Source organism: Enterobacter sp. SENG-6 (assembly GCF_001605945.1).
Taxonomy (GTDB): Bacteria; Pseudomonadota; Gammaproteobacteria; order Enterobacterales; family Enterobacteriaceae; genus Enterobacter; species Enterobacter cloacae.
The window spans coordinates 234914-258601 of the sequence record NZ_LOMM01000022.1; the positions used below are offsets into that span (position 1 = coordinate 234914).

Annotated in this window: 22 protein-coding genes; 11 read left to right on the plus strand and 11 right to left on the minus strand. The window is 55.0% G+C overall.

The window, feature by feature from the left end; all coding sequences use genetic code 11:
* Nucleotides 1-229 precede the first annotated feature (229 nt).
* Both AX755_RS12715 and mcbA read right to left on the minus strand, forming a co-directional pair.
* Nucleotides 230-496, minus strand: coding sequence for a DksA/TraR family C4-type zinc finger protein (locus AX755_RS12715; protein WP_013097470.1), 267 nt, complete (start codon nt 494-496; stop codon nt 230-232).
* Nucleotides 497-613: 117 nt separating this feature from the next.
* Nucleotides 614-880, minus strand: coding sequence for a DUF1471 family periplasmic protein McbA (mcbA, locus tag AX755_RS12720; protein WP_062856861.1), 267 nt, complete (start codon nt 878-880; stop codon nt 614-616).
* A 243-nt stretch (nt 881-1123) separates the two neighbouring features.
* Here mcbA and rlmF point away from each other — a divergent pair, with 243 nt between their 5' ends.
* Nucleotides 1124-2032: a 23S rRNA (adenine(1618)-N(6))-methyltransferase RlmF gene (gene rlmF / locus AX755_RS12730; protein WP_013097467.1), complete on the plus strand. Its 909-nt coding sequence runs from the start codon at nt 1124-1126 to the stop codon at nt 2030-2032.
* Between the two features lie 45 nt (nt 2033-2077).
* Here the strand turns inward: rlmF and ybiO are convergent, their stop codons facing one another.
* From ybiO to rhtA, 6 genes are all read right to left on the minus strand, one after another.
* Entirely contained in the window at nt 2078-4291 is a 2214-nt protein-coding gene (gene ybiO / locus AX755_RS12735; RefSeq protein ID WP_062856862.1) for a mechanosensitive channel protein, read from the minus strand.
* 129 nt (nt 4292-4420) lie between these two features.
* Entirely contained in the window at nt 4421-5143 is a 723-nt protein-coding gene (glnQ, locus tag AX755_RS12740) for a glutamine ABC transporter ATP-binding protein GlnQ (protein ID WP_013097465.1), read from the minus strand.
* Nucleotides 5140-5799, minus strand: coding sequence for a glutamine ABC transporter permease GlnP (gene glnP, locus AX755_RS12745; protein ID WP_003858462.1), 660 nt, complete (start codon nt 5797-5799; stop codon nt 5140-5142). The genes glnQ and glnP overlap by 4 nt, the downstream gene beginning before the upstream one ends.
* A 93-nt stretch (nt 5800-5892) precedes the next feature.
* Nucleotides 5893-6636, minus strand: a complete 744-nt coding sequence (gene glnH, locus AX755_RS12750) for a glutamine ABC transporter substrate-binding protein GlnH (RefSeq protein WP_062856863.1) — start codon at nt 6634-6636, stop codon at nt 5893-5895.
* Between the two features lie 361 nt (nt 6637-6997).
* Nucleotides 6998-7501 carry a DNA starvation/stationary phase protection protein Dps gene (gene dps, locus AX755_RS12755; protein ID WP_013097463.1) on the minus strand — a complete coding sequence of 168 codons (504 nt, stop codon included), beginning with the start codon at nt 7499-7501 and terminating at the stop codon, nt 6998-7000.
* 299 nt (nt 7502-7800) lie between these two features.
* The gene (gene rhtA, locus AX755_RS12760) at nt 7801-8688 is read right to left on the minus strand and encodes a threonine/homoserine exporter RhtA (RefSeq protein ID WP_062856864.1); all 888 of its coding nucleotides are present in this window, start codon (nt 8686-8688) and stop codon (nt 7801-7803) included.
* Between the two features lie 354 nt (nt 8689-9042).
* Here rhtA and ompX point away from each other — a divergent pair, with 354 nt between their 5' ends.
* Nucleotides 9043-9561, plus strand: coding sequence for an outer membrane protein OmpX (ompX, locus tag AX755_RS12765; protein ID WP_013097460.1), 519 nt, complete (start codon nt 9043-9045; stop codon nt 9559-9561).
* A gap of 150 nt (nt 9562-9711) precedes the next feature.
* Here ompX and AX755_RS12770 read toward each other — a convergent pair whose 3' ends face one another.
* Together AX755_RS12770 and mntS are read right to left on the minus strand one after the other, a co-directional pair.
* Entirely contained in the window at nt 9712-11295 is a 1584-nt protein-coding gene (locus tag AX755_RS12770; RefSeq protein WP_023621661.1) for a phosphoethanolamine transferase, read from the minus strand.
* A gap of 283 nt (nt 11296-11578) precedes the next feature.
* On the minus strand, nt 11579-11707 hold the full coding sequence (gene mntS / locus AX755_RS12775; RefSeq protein ID WP_013097458.1) for a manganase accumulation protein MntS: 129 nt from the start codon (nt 11705-11707) through the stop codon (nt 11579-11581).
* Nucleotides 11708-11890: 183 nt separating this feature from the next.
* On the opposite strand from mntS, the gene mntR reads away from it, so the two are divergent.
* From mntR to AX755_RS12820, 9 genes are all read left to right on the plus strand, one after another.
* Nucleotides 11891-12364: a manganese-binding transcriptional regulator MntR gene (mntR, locus tag AX755_RS12780; protein ID WP_013097457.1), complete on the plus strand. Its 474-nt coding sequence runs from the start codon at nt 11891-11893 to the stop codon at nt 12362-12364.
* Nucleotides 12361-13470, plus strand: a complete 1110-nt coding sequence (locus tag AX755_RS12785; RefSeq protein WP_062856865.1) for an anion transporter — start codon at nt 12361-12363, stop codon at nt 13468-13470. Before mntR ends, AX755_RS12785 begins: the two co-directional genes overlap by 4 nt.
* Nucleotides 13471-13571: 101 nt before the next feature.
* A complete protein-coding gene (locus tag AX755_RS12790; protein WP_062856866.1) occupies nt 13572-14666 on the plus strand; it encodes an HlyD family secretion protein in 1095 nt (364 codons plus the stop codon).
* A complete protein-coding gene (locus AX755_RS12795; protein WP_062856867.1) occupies nt 14663-16234 on the plus strand; it encodes a DHA2 family efflux MFS transporter permease subunit in 1572 nt (523 codons plus the stop codon). Before AX755_RS12790 ends, AX755_RS12795 begins: the two co-directional genes overlap by 4 nt.
* Nucleotides 16234-17757, plus strand: a complete 1524-nt coding sequence (locus AX755_RS12800) for an efflux transporter outer membrane subunit (RefSeq protein ID WP_038984969.1) — start codon at nt 16234-16236, stop codon at nt 17755-17757. Before AX755_RS12795 ends, AX755_RS12800 begins: the two co-directional genes overlap by 1 nt.
* Before the next feature lie 106 nt (nt 17758-17863).
* Nucleotides 17864-18904: an aldo/keto reductase gene (locus AX755_RS12805; RefSeq protein WP_040020693.1), complete on the plus strand. Its 1041-nt coding sequence runs from the start codon at nt 17864-17866 to the stop codon at nt 18902-18904.
* Between the two features lie 147 nt (nt 18905-19051).
* Entirely contained in the window at nt 19052-20428 is a 1377-nt protein-coding gene (locus AX755_RS12810; RefSeq protein ID WP_062856868.1) for a glycoside hydrolase family 1 protein, read from the plus strand.
* Nucleotides 20429-20479: 51 nt separating this feature from the next.
* Nucleotides 20480-21802, plus strand: a complete 1323-nt coding sequence (locus tag AX755_RS12815) for a PTS sugar transporter subunit IIC (RefSeq protein ID WP_038418970.1) — start codon at nt 20480-20482, stop codon at nt 21800-21802.
* A 15-nt stretch (nt 21803-21817) separates the two neighbouring features.
* Nucleotides 21818-22534: a GntR family transcriptional regulator gene (locus tag AX755_RS12820; RefSeq protein WP_013097449.1), complete on the plus strand. Its 717-nt coding sequence runs from the start codon at nt 21818-21820 to the stop codon at nt 22532-22534.
* Between the two features lie 43 nt (nt 22535-22577).
* On the opposite strand, the gene ldtB is transcribed toward AX755_RS12820, so the two are convergent.
* Nucleotides 22578-23498 (minus strand): L,D-transpeptidase, encoded by a 921-nt coding sequence (gene ldtB, locus AX755_RS12825; RefSeq protein ID WP_020689864.1) that lies wholly within the window; start codon nt 23496-23498, stop codon nt 22578-22580.
* Nucleotides 23499-23688 lie beyond the last annotated feature (190 nt).

The window sequence follows — 23688 nt, forward strand, 5'->3', positions numbered from 1 at the left end:
GTATCACGTTTTTTTTCGGCAGATAAAATCGAAGTGAATTGACGTGGTTGCTCAAAAAAATTGAATGACAAATAACTTATTGAATATTAATAAATTCAGAAGGGCAATTTACAGTTCTTGTCGCTCCGGTTTACAGACGCATGATTCATGGCACATTTTGCTACGCGCCTGTTAAAAAAACGTGAGCGTAAAGGAAATCGCTTGCGCGGTGAACTTCGGTAAAGGAAAGTCAACGTAACTGGCTGTCTTTCGATCCTCTGCGATTATATCCTGAATGTGATTTGTTTTTTGAATCTTTATTCTGCTGGCAGGAGACGCATAACCGTACGCCGGGCATGGCTTTACGGCGCGCTTCCGGAATCGTTTCTCCGCACTCTTCACATTCCGTTAAACTTTCCCCGCGCGGAATTTCACCGCGAGCACGGGCAACGGCATCTTCAATGGTACTGTTGATCTGTTCGTTAACGGCGTCATCATTCGCCCATCCGGAAGCCATGGCTTATCCTCACGTTCGGTGTGTATCTTATTCATATGGGGTCAAAAAACGTACAGTCAAGACGGGGGGTGAGAACTGCATCTGTCAGCCAGATGCAGTGGTTCTCGGAAGGGGAACTTATTTATAGATGGTTGCTGTGCCATACATATGGTTATCGCCGCCAGCGGAATTCACTACGAAGCCTTTCGCACCTTCTTCGCGCGCTTTTTCGGCCAGCTTGTTCTGCAGATCGTCAAGGTTACTTGCACGGCTTACCGAGACGGTGCCTGCAGGGCGCAGCTGGCTGGTATCGGTACTTTCGGTCAGTGACTGAACGGCCATGGCAGAAAATGACGCACTCGCCAGCGCGCCAGTGATAACAACAAGAGTCAGGTATTTTTTCATAATCACATCCTCAGGGGGAAACAACAGGTGATTCCCTTTAAGTTTAGAAGCCTGACGAGTGTGATTTAGCGCAAAAATTTGATGATGATCTGCTTATTTTTTGAACGATATAAATTGACAATTCGCTGACAGATCAGCGACATAAAGGTCACTGATTTATGGCGTTTTTTTGCGCACAGCAGAGAGATATTTACCGTTGCTCCCGCACAGGGTATCTTACGCCGCTGTTTAAAGGAGAATGCCATGACTTCCAAGCCGGGATTACACCCGCGAAATCGCCACCGCAGCCGCTATGACATGAAGGCGTTATGCCAGAGTTGCCCTCCGCTGCAGGACTACATCGTGCAGACCCCAGCCGGTGAGCCTTCGGTCAACTTTGCCGACCCGCAGGCGGTAAAAATGCTGAATAAAGCCCTGCTGGCGCATTTTTACGGCGTTACGCACTGGGATATCCCGGAAGGCTTTCTCTGTCCGCCCGTGCCGGGGCGTGCCGACTATCTCCACTATCTTGCCGATCTTCTGGCTGACGATCGTGGCGGCGTTATTCCTCAGCAGGCCACGGTTCTGGATATTGGGACCGGCGCGAACCTGATTTATCCGCTGATCGGGGTGCATGAATATCACTGGCGCTTTACCGGGAGCGAAATTGGCGCTGAGGCGTTTGCCAGCGCGCAGGCGATCATTAATGCCAATCCTGGCTTAAGTCGGTCTATTCGCTTACGCCGTCAGAAAGATGCCGCCTCTATTTTCAACGGCATTATCCACAAGAACGAGCACTACGACGCCACCCTCTGCAACCCGCCATTCCATGATTCAGCGGCCGCCGCCCGGGCCGGGAGCGAACGTAAGCGTCGCAATCTGGGTCAGGCTGAAGATGGCGCGCTCAACTTCGGCGGCCAGCAGCAGGAGCTGTGGTGCGAAGGGGGCGAGGTGGCGTTTATCCTGCGCATGATCGCGGAAAGTAAACAGTTTGCCCGCCAGGTGAAATGGTTTACCACCCTGGTTTCGCGCGGCGATAACCTGCCGCCGCTCTACCGCGCGCTGACCGAAGCCGGTGCCGTGAAGGTGGTGAAAAAAGAGATGGCGCAGGGACAAAAACAGAGCCGCTTTATCGCCTGGACGTTTATGGACGATAACAAACGTCGCAAATAGCACGCCGTCGTAAGCCGGGTAAGGCGAAGCCGCCACCCGGCTCGGTTACAGCGTCGGCTCCTGCGGAGGGAGCGGCGAGGCGGGCGGCGGCAGCACCTGATACGTCTGCACCGGCATACGCACATCCGCCAGATCAAAGTGTTTTTTCACCATGCTGTCGAGGGCAAAACGTACCGTCCACTGTTTGAGCGGCTGGGTAGTGAACGACACGCGCAGGGTAAAGGCGGTGTTGGTCAGCCCGACAATACCGGCAAACGACGGCTCGCCAATCACCAGGCCGCGAATATCCTCCATGGCCATCATCTCATCTACCGCGTTCCGCAGCGCCTGCTTGGCTTTATCGGCATCTTCATGACGATCGACATCGTAATTTGCCACCACCGAGCCAATACCCCGGACGAAGTTGGCGAAGGTGGTTATCGATGACCACGGAATAATGTGGTACGCCCCGGTGTCCTGGCGCACGCCGACGGATCGAATCGACATTCGCTCAACGGTGCCGGTCAGCGGCCCGATGGTCACCAGATCCCCGGTGTTCATGCCGTTTTCAAACTGAATAAAGATACCGGTGATAATGTCCTTCACCAGCGTCTGCGAGCCGAAGGAGATAGCCAGACCCAGCGCACCCGCACCGGCCAGCAGTGGCGCGATATTCACGCCGATTTCCGAAAGCACAATCATAATCGTGATGGTGCTGATGATAACCGCCAGCGCGTTGCGGAACAGGGTGAGCAAGGTGCGGGCACGCGCGCTTGGCAGCGGCCTGCCGTGAATGTCAGAGACCAGGCGGTTCTCAATCAGGCTGGCCAGCAGCGTCCAGCCTACGGCAGAGAAGAACAGGATCAGCGCGATACGAATTAAAATATCAACGGTCTTTTCCCCCGCGCCGTTGTGCAACCAGTTCCAGAAATCGAAGAGTCCCCAGGCATTGAGCAGCAGCATAATCGCCACACAGACGGTGAGAATGCGCGCCACCTTCAGTGAAACCGAGAGCCAGCCGTTCACCCGTTTTTGCAGCTCCGGGTAATTGCGCTGGACCTGCGCAGACAAGGTAATGGTTTTCAATAGCCAGCGAGAGAGCAGGCCGGAAACAAAGGCCGCGACGCCAATAATGGCCAGGCTTTTAAACGTGGCACCCATCATAAATTTCAGGCTGTTGCCGGGATCGAACAGCGAGAAGAAGCACAGCACAATGAAGTAAGCGCTGGCCAGCCAGTGCCACACCAGGGCAAAAGCGCGAATAAAGAGGCTAAAGAACGAAAGGGAACGGTCAGCCAGGTGCAGCAAGCTCTCGGTGATCGTCTTTTTGTTATGGAAGATGAGGTAGAGCGCCCAGACGGTAATGCAGATCATAATCAGCACATTCGCCAGCGCACCAGACTGGACGTTCACCTGGTTGGAGATGATTGGCACGGCAACCAGCAGACCATAACCAATCAACCCGCTGAGCACGCTCAGACGCAGCGCCCAGTATCTGGCGCTGCTATCCCGAATAGTGAAAGGGCGAAGATCCGGCACGCGTGGGCAAAATATCAGCCGCAGCAGCGCCTTAAAGAACTCAATTACGGCGAAGGCATTCAGAAACAGCGCCTGCTGGAAGGCGATAGTTTTGTTGCCGGTATTCAGCCTGTCGGCCAGCAATTGCCCTGTAAACAACGTCAGCGCCAGCAGCAGTAAATCAATGATAAACGCGGCGGCGATCATCAGCGGCAGATGCAACCAGCTGCTTTTCTGCTGATTCTTCTTGCGTCCCCATTGCCCCATTTTTCGGTACAGGGGCCACGCACACAGGCGCACCAGCCAGTAAAAAATGAAGACGGCGGACGCCAGCAGTAAAAATTGCGTGGCAGCCGCGGTAAACGTCCGGGGGTTAAAGGGCTTGTGCGAAGAGCCCATCAGGTTGCGATAGAGCTGGGCAAAGCGTGAGGAGAGGGCATCGGCATAGTGGCGGCTAACCTCAGTCACATTTTCCAGCACCGTTTTTTGCTCTTCTACCGGCGGCGGGGTGATGGTTGGAACGGGCTCCTGGGGCGGTGTGGCGGCAATTTTTCGCAGCTGATCGACTAACTCTTGCCGGGAGGTGTCGTTTTCCAGCACATCGGCAAGGGCACTGTAGGCGGCTTTTTTCTCTTCTGCATCCGGTTCCGGTGGAGGCGTTTTTTGCTGCGCAGTGGACGTTCCGGTGGTGACGCCGGGGATAGCAACGGCTATCGATGGCGCACTAAACAAGCTAAGCAACAACAGCAGGATCCACGGCACGGTGCCCTCCGGTGAAAATGTCGAACAAAATGATAAGTATAGAGGGCAGGGAGCGGAGGGCGTGTTTTGGGAACAATCTGGCGTAAAAAAGCCGGGCATGCCCGGCTTTGTATTTCAGAGGTCTGGCATTCAGGAGACGTGCTGCAGAAACTCCTGCAAACGCTGGCTTGGCGGGTTTGCAATCAGCGCCTGCGGGTTACCGTCTTCTGCGATACGGCCTTTATCAATGAAGATAAGGCGGGACGCCACTTTCTCGGCGAAGCCGATTTCGTGGGTCACGATCACCATCGTCATGCCCTCTTCGGCCAGATCCTGCATGACTTTCAGCACCTCGTGGCGCAGCTCCGGGTCGAGTGCGGAGGTTGGCTCATCAAACAGCATCATTTTCGGTTTAACCGCCAGCGCGCGGGCGATAGCCACACGCTGCTGTTGTCCACCGGAAAGTTCAGAAGGGTAGTGGTGAGCACGTTCTGCGAGGCCCACTTTCGCCAGCAGATCTTTAGCCAGCGCTTCCGCCGCCGCTTTGTTGGCACCGCGTACGCGCAGCGGGCCAAACATCACGTTTTCCAGCGCCGTCAGGTGCGGGAACAGGTAAAACTGCTGGAACACCATGCCCGCTTCCTGACGAATCAGACGGTCATCCACTTTTGGATCATTTACCTTCAGACCATCGACGATCAGATCGCCACTGGTGATCTCTTCCAGCTTATTGATGCAGCGCAGCAGCGTGGATTTACCGGAGCCAGAGGGCCCGATAATGACAACCACTTCACCCTGTTTGATGCTCAGATCGATATTGTGCAGCACCTGGGTTGGACCAAAGTGCTTGGATACGTTTTTAAATTCAATCACAGGATTTTCATCCTTCTTTCAAGACGACGCAGAACGAAGCTCAGAACCAGAGTGATAATCAGGTAGACAACGGCTACCGCACTCCAGATTTCCAGCGCACGGAAGTTGCCAGCAATGATCTCCTGGCCCTGGCGGGTCAGTTCAGCAACGCCAATAACGATGAACAGCGACGTGTCTTTGATACTGATGATCCACTGGTTGCCCAGCGGTGGCAGCATGCGGCGCAGCGCCAGAGGCAGAATCACATGACGGATGGTTTCGCGACGCGAAAGGCCTAACGCCAGACCCGCTTCACTGAAACCTTTATGAATCGACAGCACCGCACCGCGCGTAATTTCCGCGATGTAGGCACCTGAGTTGATCATAATGGTCACGACGGCGGCGCTGAACGGGTCGATGCGCAGGTCGGTGAAGGCCATTGGCAGGGCGAAGTAGATGAACATGACCTGTACGACAATAGGCGTGCCGCGGATCACTTCGATGAAAACCAGTGCGATGTGGTTTGCAATCCAGCCACCGTAGGTGCGGGCGAAACCGGCGACAAGACCGATAATCAACCCGCCAACCAGACCGAGGACCGAAATCCACAGGGTCATTTTAGCGCCTTCAAGCAAGAGAGGAATGGCAGGCCAGATGGCGCTCCAGTCAAACTGCATGATGTATTCCTGTATACCGTGGTGAAAAACGAAAAACGTAGGCCCGGTAAGCATGAGCGTCACCGGGCGTTACAAACCTGAATTCAGGTAAAATTATTTAGGCTCGGTACCGAACCATTTTTTGTAGATTTCGTTATACGTGCCGTTCTCTTTCAGGGTTTTCAGCGCGCCGTTAACTTTCGTACGCAGGTCGTCGCTGCCTTTCGGGAAGGCAATACCGTACTGCTGTGCTTCCAGAGACTCACCGACCGCTTTGAACTTACCGTTGCCTGCGGTTTTGATGAAATAAAGGATGTTAGGCGTATCGTGCAGAACCGCGTCAGCACGGTTGGTGCCAAGTTCCATATAGGCGTTATCGATGTTCGGGAACTGGCGCAGATCTTTGGTTTTGATGTTCGCTTTCGCGTAATCAACGGAGCCGGTGCCGCTCTTCACCGCCACCACTTTACCGTCGAGATCTTTCACGCTTTTAACGTCGTTATTGTCAGCTTTGACCATCACCAGCAGGCCGCTTTTGTAGTAGCCGTCAGAGAAGTCGATCGCTTTTTTACGCTCATCAGTAATGGTGATGCCTGCCAGGGCCAGGTCTACGTTTTTGGTTTGCAGTGCCGGGATGATACCGCTGAAGTCCATTGGCTTCAGGGTGTAATCCAGTTTGAGTTCTTTTGCGATTGCGGCCCACAGATCCACTTCAAAACCAACGTATTTATCACCCTGTTTGAATTCAAACGGAACAAACGCCGTGTCGGTGGCTACAACCAGTTTCTCGGCGGCCTGAGAAGAGACCGCAAAAGCCAGGGTAAGTGCAGCCAGTGAAACTTTTAATACAGACTTCATAGCATTTCCTTTTATATCCACGGGGCGATCCCCTGCGAGAACGACAGGCACAATGAAAAAATCGTGCCAACTTTACAAGCTGTTGTTTTGCAAAGGGGAGGATGTCATGCATTGCACAATAAACGTGGCAATGATGTCTGATTGCACCAAGGTGGAGCACCGTTTTGGTGCACGTCGTTTGGCTCAACTGACGGGGAGATATTTAGCGCAAATAATGATGAAAAAACAATCTTCCGTTAACGGTTGTGTGAGGTGATTATTACATTTCTTTCACTTTTGCAGCGTCTCAGTGGAAAAGTGTGCACCATAAATGTGCAAAACCCTCACCGGAGGCGAGGGTTTGATAGAAAATTCGTATGGATTATTCGATGTTAGATTCGATAAACCACAGGAATTGATCCAGGTCGCGAGACGCGGCAGTGAAGATATCCGCAGTATCTTCGTCTTTAGCCTGGCTAATCGCTTTACGCACGTCGTTAGCCACAATCGCATAACGGTCTGCCAGCTCTTTCAGGTGATCCTGAACGGTGTGAATATCCAGCGGATAGCTTTTCAGTGGCGTTTTGCTGTTAATCACCTGCGTGGTACCCAGCGCCACACCGCCTAACTGCACGGCGCGTTCGGCCATGGTGTCCAGGTGGGTGACCAGTGCTGTGCGGAAGCCATCCAGCATTTCATGAACGGCAATAAAGTTTGCACCGCGCATATTCCAGTGGGCCTGTTTGGTGATCAGCGAAAGATCGATGAACTGGATCACCTGGCGATTCAGCAACTCAATGGTTGCTTTTTTGTCGCTGTCCGATACATCGTTACGGGTATAAAGCAGATTAGACGCTTTCGTTTTCACCAGTTTAGCGGTACTCATAATCTCATATCCTCTTGATGTTTATGTCCCAGGTAATTACGGAACTAAGTATAGCACCGGATTTTTTCCCTGCGGTTTGGCTGTGCCTATTGGTTTAATAGCAAGAAGGGAGTTGAATTATTAACTCATTGAAATATAAGTTATTTTTTAAAATTGACACAGATCAATCTTAATTCTCTATTTCCCATTAAGGGCGAGAGAAATATGACTTTTCGATGACGAAGAATGTAAGAAATTATAAATAATACAGAACTGGCCTTTATTCTGCATGGCACCGAGGCCATGCAGAATACACGGTATTAGCGGATGTCCACTTTCTCAACTTTTGGCTCAGGGCGCATGGTGAGCGTTGACCCCATCGACGCCGCAATAATGGAGCACAGCGCCAGCGTCTGGGTAAAGGTGAGGGTTTCCCCAAGGAATACCATACCGGAGATGGCGGCCAGTGCAGGCTCCATGCTCATCAGGGTACCGAAGATGCGCGTCGGCAGCCGCGTGAGGGCAATCATCTCCAGTGAATAAGGCAGAGCCGTTGAGAGGATGGCGACAGCAAAACCCACCGGCATCACTGACCACTGCCAGATAGAGTCCGTCGCCTGAGCCATACCCAGCGGAACAAATATGATGGCGGCAATGAGCGAGCCCAGCGCGACGGTCGCCGGGCCGTGCTCTTCGCCAGCGCGCTGACCCGTAAGGATATACACCGCCCAGCAGGCTCCGGCGCCCAGAGCCAGCGCAGCACCCGTCAGGTCGATTTCAGAGACTCTCTGGCCAAGCGGCAAGAGGAACCACAACCCCAGAACGGCTAACACCACCCAGATAAAATCGACAGGCCGTCGGGAGGAGAAAAGGGCCACCGCCAGCGGGCCGGTAAATTCCAGCGCGACGGCAATCCCCAGCGGAATGGTCTGGATAGAGAGATAGAACATATAGTTCATGGCCCCCAGCGCCAGCCCGTAGAAGAGCAGCGGGAGGCGCTGCTCTTTTTTGACGCGCAACCGCCAGGGTTTAAAAATGACCACGAGGATCAGGGTACCCAAAGCGATACGCAGGGCAGTCACCCCCGGTGCGCCTACCAGTGGAAAGAGCGATTTCGCGAGGGACGCGCCACTCTGTATGGACAGCATCGCAATCAGAATTACAGCAACCGGCATCCAGACCGATGACGTGCGGGATATCCCTGGCATCCTTTCTCCTGTCAATTTTTGTCAAATAGGGTAAAAGCCGCAGTGTAATTGAAATATGGCGCAACGGTTGAGCTACTGTTGAAAAAAAACCAGGGAAAATCCGTAAAATGGATAAGCGTTGCTGGTTTTATCGCCTGTCAGATTAGGAATAATCTGGATGAATGTAACGGCGTTGACGCGCAGTATGAGTATTTAGCAACAGAAATCCTTTGTGATTTGAACAAGATAACTGATGCTGGAAACGTTCTGTTACAGGAAAGGTCCCGTTAGACATCACGAATCACAAAGAGTTTCGCAAATTTTTTTGATATATTTAAAACTTACGGATTTACTTGAAGCACATTTGAGGTGGTTATGAAAAAAATTGCATGTCTTTCAGCACTGGCCGCTGTACTGGCTGTTTCCGCAGGTACCGCTGTAGCTGCTACTTCCACTGTTACCGGTGGTTACGCTCAGAGCGATATGCAGGGCGTAATGAACAAAGCTAACGGTTTCAACCTGAAGTATCGTTACGAGCAGGATAACAACCCACTGGGCGTGATCGGTTCTTTCACCTACACCGAGAAAGATCGTTCTGAAAACGGCGCATACAACAAAGGCCAGTACTACGGCATCACCGCTGGTCCAGCTTACCGTATCAACGACTGGGCAAGCATCTACGGTGTTGTAGGTGTTGGCTACGGTAAATTCCAGCAGACCGAAAACCAGGGTCTGAACCGCACTGCAAGCAACAGCGACTACGGCTTCTCCTATGGCGCGGGTCTGCAGTTCAACCCAATCGAAGACGTTGCTCTGGACTTCTCCTATGAGCAGAGCCGTATCCGCAACGTTGACGTTGGCACCTGGATCGCGGGCGTAGGTTACCGCTTCTAATCACTTCGGTGAGCCAGTAAAAAATCCGCCCATGTGGCGGATTTTTTTTTTGCATGGTAAAAGCAAAACGGCAACCAAGGGTTGCCGTTTTTAGTGTTTTTTCCCTCTCCTGTGAGAGAGGGCCAGGATGGGGGCATCAGACCGCACAGCTTACTTACTCTTTATATCGAAAATATCCGTACCCAAATGGTTATAGTCAACTTTCTGTAACTTGAAGTTGGTAACGTACACTGGGGGAGCTTTCTTGTTTGAGATAAACGGGTAAGCATTTTTGATCTGCTCTGCTGAAATCCCTGTCCACTGCGAGAAGAACGTCAGGAAATCATTGGCCGAGCGGCGCGCGGTGATAATACGATGCTTCTTGTCATCACTCGACAGCACCATAAACGGTACCTGGAAGTTCTGCTGGAATTTATCGTCGTGCGCCAGATACTGCACCTCTTTACCGCGCTCTTTAAACGCCAGCCCGTGATCCGAGAAATAAACCATCGAGAAACTCTCACCCGTATTACGTAGCTGATCGTACAGCTTGCTGAGCAGTTCGTCGGTTTGCGTCATGGTATAGAGATAGCAAGAGGTCTCTTTAGATTGCACAAACTCGGCGTATTTCCCCTGCGTGCGGTCACAGGCCTGAGGGTGTGAACCCATCAGGTGCAGGACGATCAGCTGTGGCTGCGTGCGCTGCGTGGCAAAAACCTGCGCCGTCATCTTGAGCAATGCTTCGTCTTTGGTATTTTTATCGGCTTCAAAATCACCGTTTTTCAGGAACTGCACTTCATCGGCACGCTTCGCGATGCTGGCAATGGCGGTATCGTATTCGCCAATTTGCCCCTGATTAGAGAACCACCACGTCTGAAAACCGGCACGGTTTGCCAGCGTGACAAAGTTATCCTGATACTGTGGTTTGCCGTCGACAACGCGGTTCAGGGTCAGGCCGAGCGATTTCTGCGTCGAGCCGCTGGCCGCAATATAATCGGTAAACAGGGTACCGTTGACGGCGCTGGCGAACGGCGTGTTATCCCAGTGTCCGCCGAACGCGCCCATCGCATCGCGGCGTGCGCTTTCGCCGATGACGACCACATAGGTATGGTACTTCGGCTTCACCGCCAGCACGTTCCAGGTGTCTTTCATATTGGAGAGCTCAGCCATGCGCGCCTGCTCGTCGAGAACTTCCTGGTTATTGACGACAACGTCTTTTACAAAGCGGAACACCGGGTAGCCGGTATCCTTCAGCTTGAACACGCCGCCCCAGGCCAGGTTTTGCACGGGGGTGACAAAGAAGGTCACTACGCTGAATGCCAGACACAGCGTCTCTATTTTTCCCCACGCTTTTTTCTCTTCGGGTTTACGACGCACCGCTATAACGCCAAGCGCAAAAATAAAGAGGCCGACCACGTAGCTGTACCACGGGAAGATCGTCAGGATCTCGGTCGACTCTTCCATGTTGGTCGAGTGCAGCGCCAGCAGGGTATTAAAGTTTGGCGAACCGTAAGCCTGACCAAACGGGAAATAGAGCGCTGCAATCAGGGAGCAGATGCCCACTAACGTTTTTTGCGCGCGCGGCGCGGTACGCCACAGCAAATGCAGAATGCAGGTAAACGCAACGGCATACAGCAGGCTGAAGGGGTAACCCAGCGCAAAGTTAATCAGCAAGGATTGTAAAAAGTAGAATGCCGTCCACGGACTTAAGGCCCGACTGCGGGTAACAACGGTGTCTATCAGGGTTAAATTCATAGGTCACTATCATGCATAAAAACGCCATGTGCTCACCCTGGCGTCAAGGGTCATAACCTGCCTGACAGTGCGTGGAGAGGGAATGAGGGTCCGCTTCAGCGAGCCGCAAATTGTGCAGGGCTGCAAGAAGATAGTGCGAGCGCTAAATAATATCAACCGTTGCTAAGCAGATGTTTTGCGAAGAGGATTGCAAATCCGTAAAAAAAACCGGGAATAGGGCGGCCGGAGGCCAGTTTACAGCGGGAATATGACGGCAAAATGAAGCGGCGTACCGCAACGCCGCTTAGTGGGAAGGTTTGTCGTCCTGATGCGGCTTGTTGTTAAACATATCGCACAGCATGTTCAACAGCATTAAGCGCACCCTGAAGGGGGAGTGAGTAAACACGGTCATACACCTCTTGAATTCGTTCATAAGACCTCCTGATTTTTGATCCCTTCGATCCGTGAAGGGTGACTGCATTACATACAGATATAGCACAGGCTATATTGTATAGCTATGGCTATTTCGTTAATTTTTTGTGCTTGTAGAGGTATGGTTTACAATGTGCGCTCTCGATACCGGGCGCTGGAAGCGTCACCCCACTGAGGAAGTACAATGAACCGTCGCGCAGGTAAGCCAACAATCAGAAAAACGACGCAACTGGTGAATGTGGAAGAGCACGTTGAAGGTTTTCGTCAGGTGCGTGAAGCCCACCGACGTGAACTGATTGATGATTATGTTGAGCTGATTTCCGATCTGATTCGCGAGGTCGGGGAAGCACGTCAGGTTGATATGGCGGCCAGGCTGGGGGTTTCGCAGCCAACCGTTGCGAAGATGTTAAAACGTCTGGCCTCCGTCGGCTTAATCGAAATGATCCCGTGGCGCGGCGTCTTTCTGACGCCGGAAGGGGAGAAGCTGGCGCAGGAGAGCCGCGAGCGCCACCAGCTGGTGGAGAACTTCTTGCTGGTGCTGGGCGTAAGCCCGGAGATTGCCCGTCGGGATGCGGAAGGAATGGAACACCACGTCAGCGAAGAGACGCTGGTGAAGTTTCGTGAGTTTACGCTTAAATATGGTTCCTCCGCTGAATGAAAATCCCTGGACTGCAGGCCCTCACGCGCGATCGCTTCTTTCATCTCTTATTGATTATTGGTGCAGGTTTAAGCCTTTTTGTGCCGTTTGCGCCCAAGGCCTGGCCTGCGGCGATTGACTGGCGCACCATCATTACCCTGAGCGGGTTAATGATGCTCACCAAAGGGGTGGAGCTGAGCGGCTACTTTGACGTGCTGGGGCGCAAAATGGTGCGCCGGTTTGCCACCGAACGCAGGCTGTCGTTGTTTATGGTGTTCTCCGCCGCGGTGCCGTCGACCTTTCTCACCAACGATGTGGCGCTGTTTATCATCGTGCCGCTGACGCTCACCCTGCGTAAGCTGTGCGAGATCCCGGTGAGCCGGTTGATCATCTTTGAAGCGCTGGCCGTCAACGCGGGCTCGCTGTTAACCCCTATTGGTAACCCGCAAAACATTCTGCTCTGGGGACGTTCAGGGTTATCGTTCGCCGCCTTTACCTGGCAGATGGCGCCGCTGGCGCTGGTGATGATGGCGTCGCTGCTGGCGGTCTGCTGGTTTGCCTTCCCGGATAAAAAACTGCAATACCACAGCGGCACAACCGGCCCGCAGTGGCAGCCTCGTCTGGTCTGGAGTTGCCTGGGGTTGTATATCGTCTTTCTGTTTGCGCTGGAGCTGCGGTATGAACTGGCGGGCGTGCTGCTCGTGGCGGCTGGTTTTGTCGTGCTGGCGCGACGCGTGCTGGTGAGCGTGGACTGGACGCTGTTGCTGGTCTTTATGGTGATGTTCATCGACGTGCATCTGCTTATCCAGCTCCCGGTGCTGCAACACGTGCTGCACAGCGTCAGCGGTCTGTCTCAGCCGGGGCTGTGGCTGACGGCGATTGGCCTCTCGCAGGTCATCAGCAACGTGCCTTCTACCATTTTACTGCTCAACTATGTTCCGCCGGACTCGCTTCTGGCCTGGGCGGTTAACATCGGCGGGTTTGGTCTGCTGCCCGGCTCGCTGGCCAACCTGATTGCCCTGCGGATGGCGAACGATCGCCGCATCTGGTGGCGCTTCCATCTCTGGTCGATCCCCATGCTGCTCTGGGCTGCGGCGATCGGTTTCGGATTATTCCTTCTCATATAGTGCGCAATTTGTCAGTTTTTCCTGGCAAACGTATAGCAACGTCCTAGCTTTAGTGAACGGCATAGTGTGATGCCGCTCACTGACAGGACCGTTGCTGAACTATGGCTGAAGAACAAAACCCGCCTGCTGACGAGCAGGACAAAAACAATAATGAGCGTAAGCGTCCGGGCAAAAAACCGTTAATTATCCTCGGCATTGTCGTGGTGGTGATGGTCATCGTGGCGCTGGTCTGGTGGTTTTTAACCCGTAACGAAGAGACAACTGACGACGCCTTTACCGACGGCGATGTGGTGACGATTGCCCCTAAAACGGCGGGTTATGTCACGGCGCTACATGTGCGTGATAACCAGCGCGTGAAAAAGGGCGATCTGCTGGTGGTTATCGATCCGCGTGATACCACCGCCCAGCGCGATCAGGCTCAGGCCCAGCTTGGCCTGGCTATTGCGCAGCTGCATCAGGCCCAGGCACAGCTGGCGCTCTCGAAAGTGCAATACCCCGCCCAGCGCGACGAAGCCAAAGCGCAGGTGCTGAAAGCGCAGGCAGACCTCGCCAACGCGCAGGCGGAGTATCGCCGCCAGCGCGGGGTCGATCCGCGTGCCACCACCCAACAAAGCATTGATTCCGCCAACGCCCAGCTGCGAAGTGCACAGGCCGCTCTGGCAAGTGCGCAGGCCCAGCTGGAAGTGGCGGAGCAGGTACAGCTGCAAATCCGCCAGCAGGAGACCAACGTCGAAGCGCGTGAGCGCCAGGTCGATCAGGCTAAAGCGCAGCTGGAAACCGCTAACCTCAACCTCTCTTACACCGAAGTTCGCGCCCCGTTCGACGGGTTTGTCACTAAGCGCAACGTGCAGCCGGGTACGCTGGTGCAGGCGGGCACGGCGCTGTTCTCGCTGGTCTCACCCAACGTCTGGGTGGTGGCCAACTTTAAAGAGTCTCAGCTTGAGCGCATGAAGCCGGGCGATAAAGTGGACGTCTCCGTCGATGCCTGGCCAGATATGGCGCTTGAAGGCCATGTCGACAGTATCCAGCAGGGCAGCGGCTCGCGTTTCTCGGCGTTCCCGTCGGAAAACGCCACCGGCAACTTTGTTAAAATTGTCCAGCGCGTGCCGGTGAAAATTGTGATTGATAAAGGGCTGGATCCGAACAAACCGCTGCCGCTGGGGCTGTCGGTAGAACCGAAGGTCACCGTGGAATGACGGATCACAGCCACGACAACTGGAAGCCCGCCAGCAATCCGTGGGCGGTGGCGATTGTCGTTACGCTGGCGGTGTTTATGGAGATCCTCGACACCACCATTGTCAACGTGGCGCTGCCGCATGTGGCGGGCTCGCTCTCGTCCAGCTATGACGAGTCCACCTGGGTGTTAACCAGCTACCTGGTGGCTAACGGCATCGTCCTGCCCATCTCGGCGTTTCTCAGCCGGGTGTTTGGCCGCAAGCAGTTCTTCCTGATTTGCATCGTGATGTTTACCGTCTGCTCGTTCCTGTGCGGGATCGCCACCGAGCTGTGGCAAATCATCTTGTTCCGTGTGATGCAGGGCTTTTTTGGCGGCGGCCTGCAGCCCACGCAGCAGTCGGTGCTGCTTGACTACTTTAAACCGGAAGACAGGGGCAAAGCGTTTGGTCTCTCCTCCATCGCCATTATCGTTGCGCCGGTACTCGGCCCGACGCTCGGGGGCTGGATCACTGACAACTACTCCTGGCGCTGGGTGTTCTTTATCAACATCCCGGTGGGGATAGTGACGGTGCTGGCGATCTACCAGCTGCTGGAAGATCCACCCTGGGAGAGCAAAGCTAAAGAGAAGCTGACTATCGACTGGACGGGGATCGGCCTGATCGCGCTTGGCCTCGGCTGTCTGCAGGTGATGCTCGACCGGGGCGAGGATGATGACTGGTTCTACTCGAACTTTATTCGCACCTTTGCGGTGTTAACGCTGGTCGGCATCATTGGCGCCATTTACTGGCTGATGTATGCCAAAAAACCGGTTGTTGATCTGCACTGCATGAAGGACCGCAACTTTACCATCTCCAGCCTGCTGATGGCGGGGATGGCGATGATCCTTTACGGCAGCTCGGTGGTGATCCCGCAGCTGGCGCAGCAGGATCTGGGCTATACCGCCACCTGGTCCGGGCTGGTGCTGTCGCCCGGCGCAGTGTTGATTGTATTGACCATCCCGCTGGTCCTGAAGCTGATGCCGGTGGTGCAGACGCGCTGGATCATCGCCTTTGGCTTTACCTGTCTGGCTGTGTCGTTCTTCTGGTCGCGCACGCTCACCCCGGATATCGACTTCGAAACGCTGGTGCTGTTCCGCAGCGCCCAGTCGATTGGGCTGGGGTTCCTGTTTGTCCCGCTGACCACCATTGCGTTTATTTCTATCCCGAGGCGGCTGAACGCGGATGCCGCAGCGCTGTTCACCATGTTCCGTAACGTTGCGGGCTCGATTGGCATATCGCTTTCCACGGCGGCCATCACCGAGCGCTCGCAGGCCCATAGCGCGCACCTTGCGTACCACGCCTCGCCGTTTAACGAGCAGTTCCAGCAGGCGATCCGCGAAAGCGCGCAGGCGATCCAGAACTTTACCACTCAGGTCGGCGACCCGACCGGCATTGCCACCGGGCGCATGTACCAGACCATGATTGAGCAGTCGCGCTTCCTGGCCTATAGCGACGTATTCACCATTCTGAGCGTGGTGGCGCTGGTCCTGATTCCGTTTTGTTTGTTGCTCTCGCCGGTTAAGAGCGAGGGGAGTGCAGGAGCACATTGATGATACACAGACGTTTACACCCCCTGATGATAATGATGCTGCTGGCAGGTTGCGCCGTGGGGCCGGATTACCAGCCGCCTGCACCGCCTGCCGTCACGCACTGGAACGATAAAGGCGACAGCACGGTGAAATCACAAACCACCTCCGCTGCGACTAACCCGCGCTGGTGGAAAACGTTCGGCTCGCCGCAGCTCGACAGTCTGATTGAACGCGCCATCGCCGGCAATTTGTCCCTGCAACAAACGGTGCTGCGCATCGCTGGTGCGCGCGAACAGATTAACCAGGCGGGCGGGGCGTTTTATCCGTCGGTCAACGGCAATCTGCAGGCGACGCGCCAGCAGCTCGGCCTGGAAGGTGAGCTAAAGTCTCATGGGGTCTACGACCAGCTTGATAACGTCGATCCGGAACTCAGGGGTGCGTTAGGACCGCTGACGCAGCCGATCAACCTCTATCAGGGCAGTTTCGACGCCCAGTGGGAGATTGATCTCTGGGGAAAAGTTCGCCGTCAGGTTGAAGCTGCTGAAGCGCAGCAGAAAGCCGCTATTGAGCAGCGTAACGACGCGCTGGTCTCCCTTGAAGCCGAAGTGGCGCGCGCCTGGCTCCAGCTGCGCGGGGCGCAGAGCATTATTGCCACGCTGAACACCCAGATTAAAAGTGCGCAGCAAACGCTGGATCTGACCGAAAGTCGCCAGCGGGGCGGGCTGTCTCCGCAGATGGACGTAGAAAATGCGCGGGCGCAACTGGGCAACCTTGAAGCACAACTGCCGCAATACCAGGCGCAGGAGCGGCAGGCGATGAACGGCCTGGCGATCCTGCTCGGCAAGCCGCCGGGGGCGTTGGATGCGGAACTGCAGTCCGCCCAGCCGATGCCTGCGCTGCCGGATATCGTGCAAACGGGTATTCCATCCACGCTGGCGCGGCGTCGTCCGGACGTGCGAGAAGCGGAAGCGAATCTCCATGCCGCCACAGCGCAAATTGGCGTGTCGGTGGCCGAGCTGTTCCCGAGCTTTACCCTTTCCGGGCAGTTTGGCCTGCGTAACAGCGAATCCAACTGGCTCACCGACTGGAGCAGCCACTTCTACAGTTTTGGTCCGCAGGTCTCCATTCCCATCTTCCAGGGCGGAAGACTGGTCTCCAGCGTGAAAGTGGCGCGTGCGCAACAGGGGGCGGCGGTGCTGGATTATCGCCAGACGGTACTGACTGCGCTGGGGGATGTTGAGAATGCGCTGGTGAGTTACCGCACCGATCAGCAGCGTGAAGCGGGTCTGGCGAAGACCATCGATGCGCTGCAAAACGCCTTCGACTTGGCCAGCGATAGCTACCGGCAGGGGATTGCCAGCTTTATCGACGTGCTCGACGCCCAACGGCAGCTGGCACAGGCCGAGCAGCAACGTGCCCAGGCGCAGGTGCAAAGCGCGCTCGATCTGGTGGCGCTCTATAAGGCGCTGGGCGGCGGCTGGGAGCCCTATCAGCAGGTGCAGTTACCGGATTACGCCGTCTTTGGCGATGCCCCGCGCGGATAATATTCAGAGGATTGGGCAAGAAACGGACAGGAACGCCACATTCGCATTGGCCAGGGGGCGGGTATAACTATCAGGCACCCATCAAACGACATGTGAGGACTATCTTATGCGTTATCAAAAACTGGGCAATACCGGTCTGTTTGTTTCTGAACTGTGCCTTGGCACCATGACCTTCGGCGGTGAAGGTGGCATGTGGGGCAAGATTGGCCAGCTGCAGCAAAGTGAAGCCGAGCAGCTGGTGGGCCGTGCGCTGGATGCCGGGATCAACTTCATCGACACCGCGAACGTCTATTCCGAAGGCCGCTCGGAGGAGATCACCGGCCAGGCACTCAAGAACCTGAAAATTCCGCGCGAAAACGTGGTGGTTGCCACCAAAGTGTTTGGCGAAACGGGCACGGCGGGGGTGAACTCACGCGGCAGCTCACGCTATCACATTATCAGCAGCGTGAAAGAGAGCCTGCGCCGTATGCAGCTCGACCATATCGATCTCTACCAGCTTCACGGTTTCGACCCCGCAACGCCGATGGAAGAGATGCTTTATGCCCTGGATAACCTGGTGCAGCATGGGCACGTGCGCTACATAGGTGTCTCAAACTGGGCCGCGTGGCAGATTGCTAAAGCGCTGGGCATTTCCGAGCGACTGGGTCTGGCCCGTTTCGCGTCGCTGCAGGCCTATTACACCATCGCCGGACGTGATCTGGAGCGCGAACTGGTGCCAATGATGCAGAGCGAAGGCGTCGGGCTGATGGTCTGGAGCCCGCTGGCGGGTGGCCTCTTGAGCGGGAAATATGGCCGCGACGGGCAGAGTGAAGCCGGTGGTCGTCGTCTGGAGTTTGACTTCCCGCCGGTGGAAAAAGAGCGCGCCTTCGACTGTGTGGATGTGATGCGCACTATTGCCGAAAGCAAAGGCGTCTCCGTCGCGCAAATCGCCCTGGCGTGGCTGCTGCATCAGAAGGTGGTGACCAGCGTCATTATTGGTGCCAAACGCGTCGATCAACTGGATGACAACATCGCCGCAACGGGGATCCGTTTAAGTGAAGACGAGCTGAAACAGCTTGATGCCGTCAGCGCACTGCCGCGCGAATATCCGGGCTGGATGCTGGAGCGGCAGGGGGAATATCGTCGTAATCAGCTCGCACAGCAATAACCGTCCTTTCCCCGGTGGCGCACCGCTCACCGGGGCTTTTTTTCCCGCTCTGCTCACAAAATTCGATCCTCCTCTTTGATCGCTTTTACATCTTCGCCTATATGACTAGTCATGAAATTTAAATGACTAGTCATATAGGGAGAGACCATGAATCAATCACTGCCAGCCAACTTTTTATGGGGCAACTCGGTATCCAGCATGCAGACGGAAGGGGCATGGAATGAGGGCGGGAAGGGGATGTCGGTGTACGACATTCGCGAAGCGGGGGAAAACATCTCCGACTGGAAAGTGGCGACCGATTCCTATCACCGCTACCGGGAAGATTTCGACCTGATGCAGGATCTGGGCATGAACTGCTACCGCTTTCAAATCTCCTGGAGCCGGGTCTGTCCGCAGGGCGACGGCGAGTTCAATGATGAAGGCATCGCCTTTTACGACCGCTTTATTAACGATCTCATCACCCGCGGTATCGAGCCGATGATCTGCCTTTATCACTTCGATATGCCGCTGGCGCTGGCGCAGGAGTACAACGGCTTTAACGATCGTCGCGTCATGGATGCCTTTATCCGCTATGGCAAAAAGATGATCGACTGCTTCGGCGACCGTGTGAAGTACTGGCTGACCTTCAACGAACAGAACATCTTCCATATGCCGGAAGCGTTTCGTATTTCCGGCTACATGAAAGGTGAGAAAACCCTGCGCGAGCTCTACGAGTTGCAGCATCACACCATGGTGGCGCACATGACGCTGACCGAATACCTGCACCAGACAAAACCGGGTCAGCTGATGGGCGGTATGCTGGCACACCAGCTGGTTTACCCGGCCACCTGCAAACCGCGCGATATCTTCTGCGCCCAGCAGTACGACGAATTTCTCAACCAGAACCTGCTGCGCGTCTTTGCTGGTCAGGGCTATAGCCCGGCGGTGATGGCGGTGGTGGAGCAGGAAGGGTTTGGCGATATCTACCGTGCCGAGGATCTGGCGCTGTTCGCAAGAACCCAAAACGACTTTATGGCCTTCAGCTACTACGCCAGTAAAACGCTGGACAGCGATGCCATTCCGCAGGGAACCCCGGTGAACAATTACCTGCTGTACGGCGATAAAAATAACCCGTACCTGAAAGCCACCGAATGGAACTGGCAGATCGATCCGCTCGGTTTTCGCACCATCATCACCCGCTACGCCAACGACTGGCGCATGCCGGTGTTCCCGATTGAAAACGGCATTGGCGTGATTGAATCCTGGGATGGCGTGAACCCGATTGAGGATACCTACCGCATCGACTATCACCGGGCGCATATCGAGGCCATGAAAGCCGCCATGTTCGAGGATGGCGCAGAGGTAATGGGGTATCTCGGCTGGGGTCTGATCGACATTCTGAGCTCCCAGGGCGACATGCGTAAGCGCTACGGCGTGGTCTACGTCAACCGTGAAAACCACGACCTTAAAGACCTGAAACGCGTGCCGAAGAAGAGCTACGCGTGGTTAAAACAGGTTATCCATACCAACGGACGCGAGATGTAAGCCGTACGCTGCCGGGCCGTTTTTGTGACTGATTGATGGGAACTATCCGCTATGTCTGAAACAAAAATCACACCGCATATGCAGTCCTTTGTCGATAAATTTGTTGAGTTCTCGGCGCGCCTGGCAAACCAGGTGCATCTTCGCTCCCTGCGCGATGCCTTCGCCACGGTGATGCCGATTTTCATCCTCGCCGGACTGGCGGTACTGGTGAACAATGTGGTGTTCCCATGGATTTTTGACGGCGACACGCTCACGCACTTCAAGGTATGGGGCGAGGCGATCATCAATGGCACGCTGAATATCGCCGCGCTGCTGCTGGCGCCGATGATTGCCTGGTCGCTGGCGCGCAACAAGGATTTCGACAATCCGGTCTCGGCAGTGGTTATCGCTGTCAGCAGCTTTATTATCATGATGCCGATGCGTCTGCAGCTCACGCCCGTCGGCAGCGACACCACGGTGAATGTCACCCAGGTGCTGACCTTCGCCAACATTGGCTCGACCGGGATTTTCGCCGGGGTGCTGATTGGCTTGCTCTCCACGGAGCTGTTTATCGCCATCTCGCGGCTCAAGGCGCTGCAAATATCACTGGGGGAAAACGTGCCGCCGGCGGTCAGTAAATCTTTTAGCGCCCTGATCCCGACCATCCTGACGCTCTCACTGTTTGCCGTTCTGGCCGCGCTGCTGGCGAACGTATTGCATACGGATCTGATTCACCTGATCACCACCTTTATCCAGCAGCCGCTGCGGCTCATCAATACCAGCCTGCCGGGGACGATTTTTATCTACAGCTTTGGTAACTTCCTCTTCACGCTGGGTATTCATCAGTCGGTAGTCAACAGCGTGGTGCTGGAGCCGTTCCTGTTGATTAATACCAATGAGAACATGCTGGCCTTTGCCAACGGCCAGCCGATCCCGCATATCATCAACAACATCTTCGTGCCGACCTTTGGCATGGTGGGCGGTACCGGTAGCACCATTTCACTGCTGATCGCCATTTTTATCTTCTCGCGGCAACAATCGGCGAAACAGGTGGCACGTCTGTCGCTGGCGCCGGGTCTGTTCAACATCAACGAGCCGGTAATTTTCGGCCTGCCGATCGTGTTTAACCTGCCTTTAATGATCCCGTTTGTCCTGTTGCCCGCCATTGGCATTTACTTCGCCTGGCTCTGCACCACGCTGGGATTAATGTCGCGCTGCGTGGTGATGATCCCGTGGACCACGCCGCCAATTCTGAGCGCCTGGCTGGCAACCGCGGGGGACTGGCGGGCGGTGGTGGTGCAGTTGGCAATCATCGTATTTGGTGTATTCTTCTACCTGCCTTTCCTCAAAATTGCCGAGCGAGTGGCGTTGAAAAACAGCGGGATAGAACATTAAACAGAAGGAAGGACGATGGCGGCGAAGTACATCACCATAGCGCGTGAAATCAAAAAACGCATCATCAGCCAGCAGTATGCCGCCAATGAACCGCTGCCGGACCAGTTTGCGCTGGCGGCGGAGTTCAATACCAGCCGGATGACCATTCAGCAGGCCATGCGTCAGCTGATCGTTGAAGGGCTGGTATATACCCGTCAGGGGCAGGGGACGTTCATCCGCAAAAACTTCCTTCAGCTGTCGCAGTGGGATCTCTCCGGCAGCGACTACTTTGGCGCGACCAAAACCTGGGAGCATCTGGGCACGGTGACGAGCCAGGTGGTGCATTTTGAACTGCGCTTCCCGAACGAAAAAGAGCAGGCCTCGCTGATGATCAATGCCGATACGCCGGTCTATGACTTCATTCGTCTGCGTTTGCTTAATGGTGAGCCCATGTCGCTGGACGCGACCGTAATGCCGCTCAACCTGGTGCCCGGGCTGAACAAAAGCCATCTTGAAAGCTCGGTGTTTCGCTATGTGCAGGAGACGCTGGGGCTGAAAATCATGGGATCGTACCGCGTGGTGCGGGCGCTAAAGCCGAATGCGCTGGATATGCAGCATCTGGTCTGCGAGGAGAGCGACCCGGTGCTGGAGGTGGAGCAGGTGATCTATCTGGAAGATGGCACACCGCTGGAGTATGCGCACTGTCATTATCGTTACGACCACGGCGGGATTGTGATTGTGAATAACGGATAAAAAAAAGCGGGCATCGAAGCCCGCTTTTTTCGCTGTATCGCGATTAGTTCAAACGCACCGGCATACCGGAACGGTTCTGCACAGCCTGGTCAACGATAGTCGTTTCCACGTCCGGCTGAGAGGTCACGGACTGCACCGCGCTGGTCAGCGTAATCGGCACGATTTCGTTATTGTTGATCTGGTCTTCGCTGGTGGACAGCGGGTTGTGCACTTCAATGTAACGGCTGCCATCCGGCTCAGAGGTCGCTTTAACCGGTTCGTTGATGAACTGGACGCGGGTACCTACCGGCACGTTTTCGAACAGGAATTTGATGTCGTCGTTACGCAGACGCACGCAGCCGTGGCTTACGCGCAGGCCGATACCGAAGTTAGCGTTGGTACCGTGGATGGCGTACAGGCGGCCGATGTACAGGGCGTACAGACCCATTGGGTTATCCGGGCCTGCCGGAACCACGGCTGGCAGCGGTTCACCTGCCGCGATGTATTCCGCGTGCATTTTCGCCGTTGGGGTCCAGGTTGGGCCTGCTTTCTTACGTTCAACTTTGGTGGTCCAGTTCAGCGGGGTATCTTTACCCAGCTGACCGATACCGATTGGCAGCACGATTACCGTGTTGGTGCCTTTCGGATAGTAATACAGACGCATCTCCGCGCTGTTAATCACGATACCTTCATGAACGGTATCCGGCAGGATCAGCTGCTGAGGGATGTTGAGAACGGTACCTGCTTTTGGCAGGTATGGGTCAACGCCCGGGTTCGCTTCCAGCATGTTAGACAGGCCCAACTGGTACTGTGCTGCGAAATACTCCAGCGGCTGAGTGTTACCCTCAGGCACCGTCACCACCTGGTTTTGACCCACCAGACGGCTACCGTCTGTCGGCAGCGGATAAGTCACCGCAGAAGCGGTTTTGCAAAAACCTACTACGGCTAACGCCGCCGCAAAAAGCGTTGTTAATTTCATGTTCATGTTGTGCGAGGTATCTAAGCCATTCAGGCGTGAGTTGATAAGTCTGAATCTGTGATGGGAGCGCATTATATGTGCATTCCCGCTAACAGGGAATTCAGATGTGTACGAAATCACATTTTTTTCGATTTTGTTAAAGTTTAGCGGAGCGTCGCAACACAGGATCTCAATTCGGAATTGTGGCATAATGCCG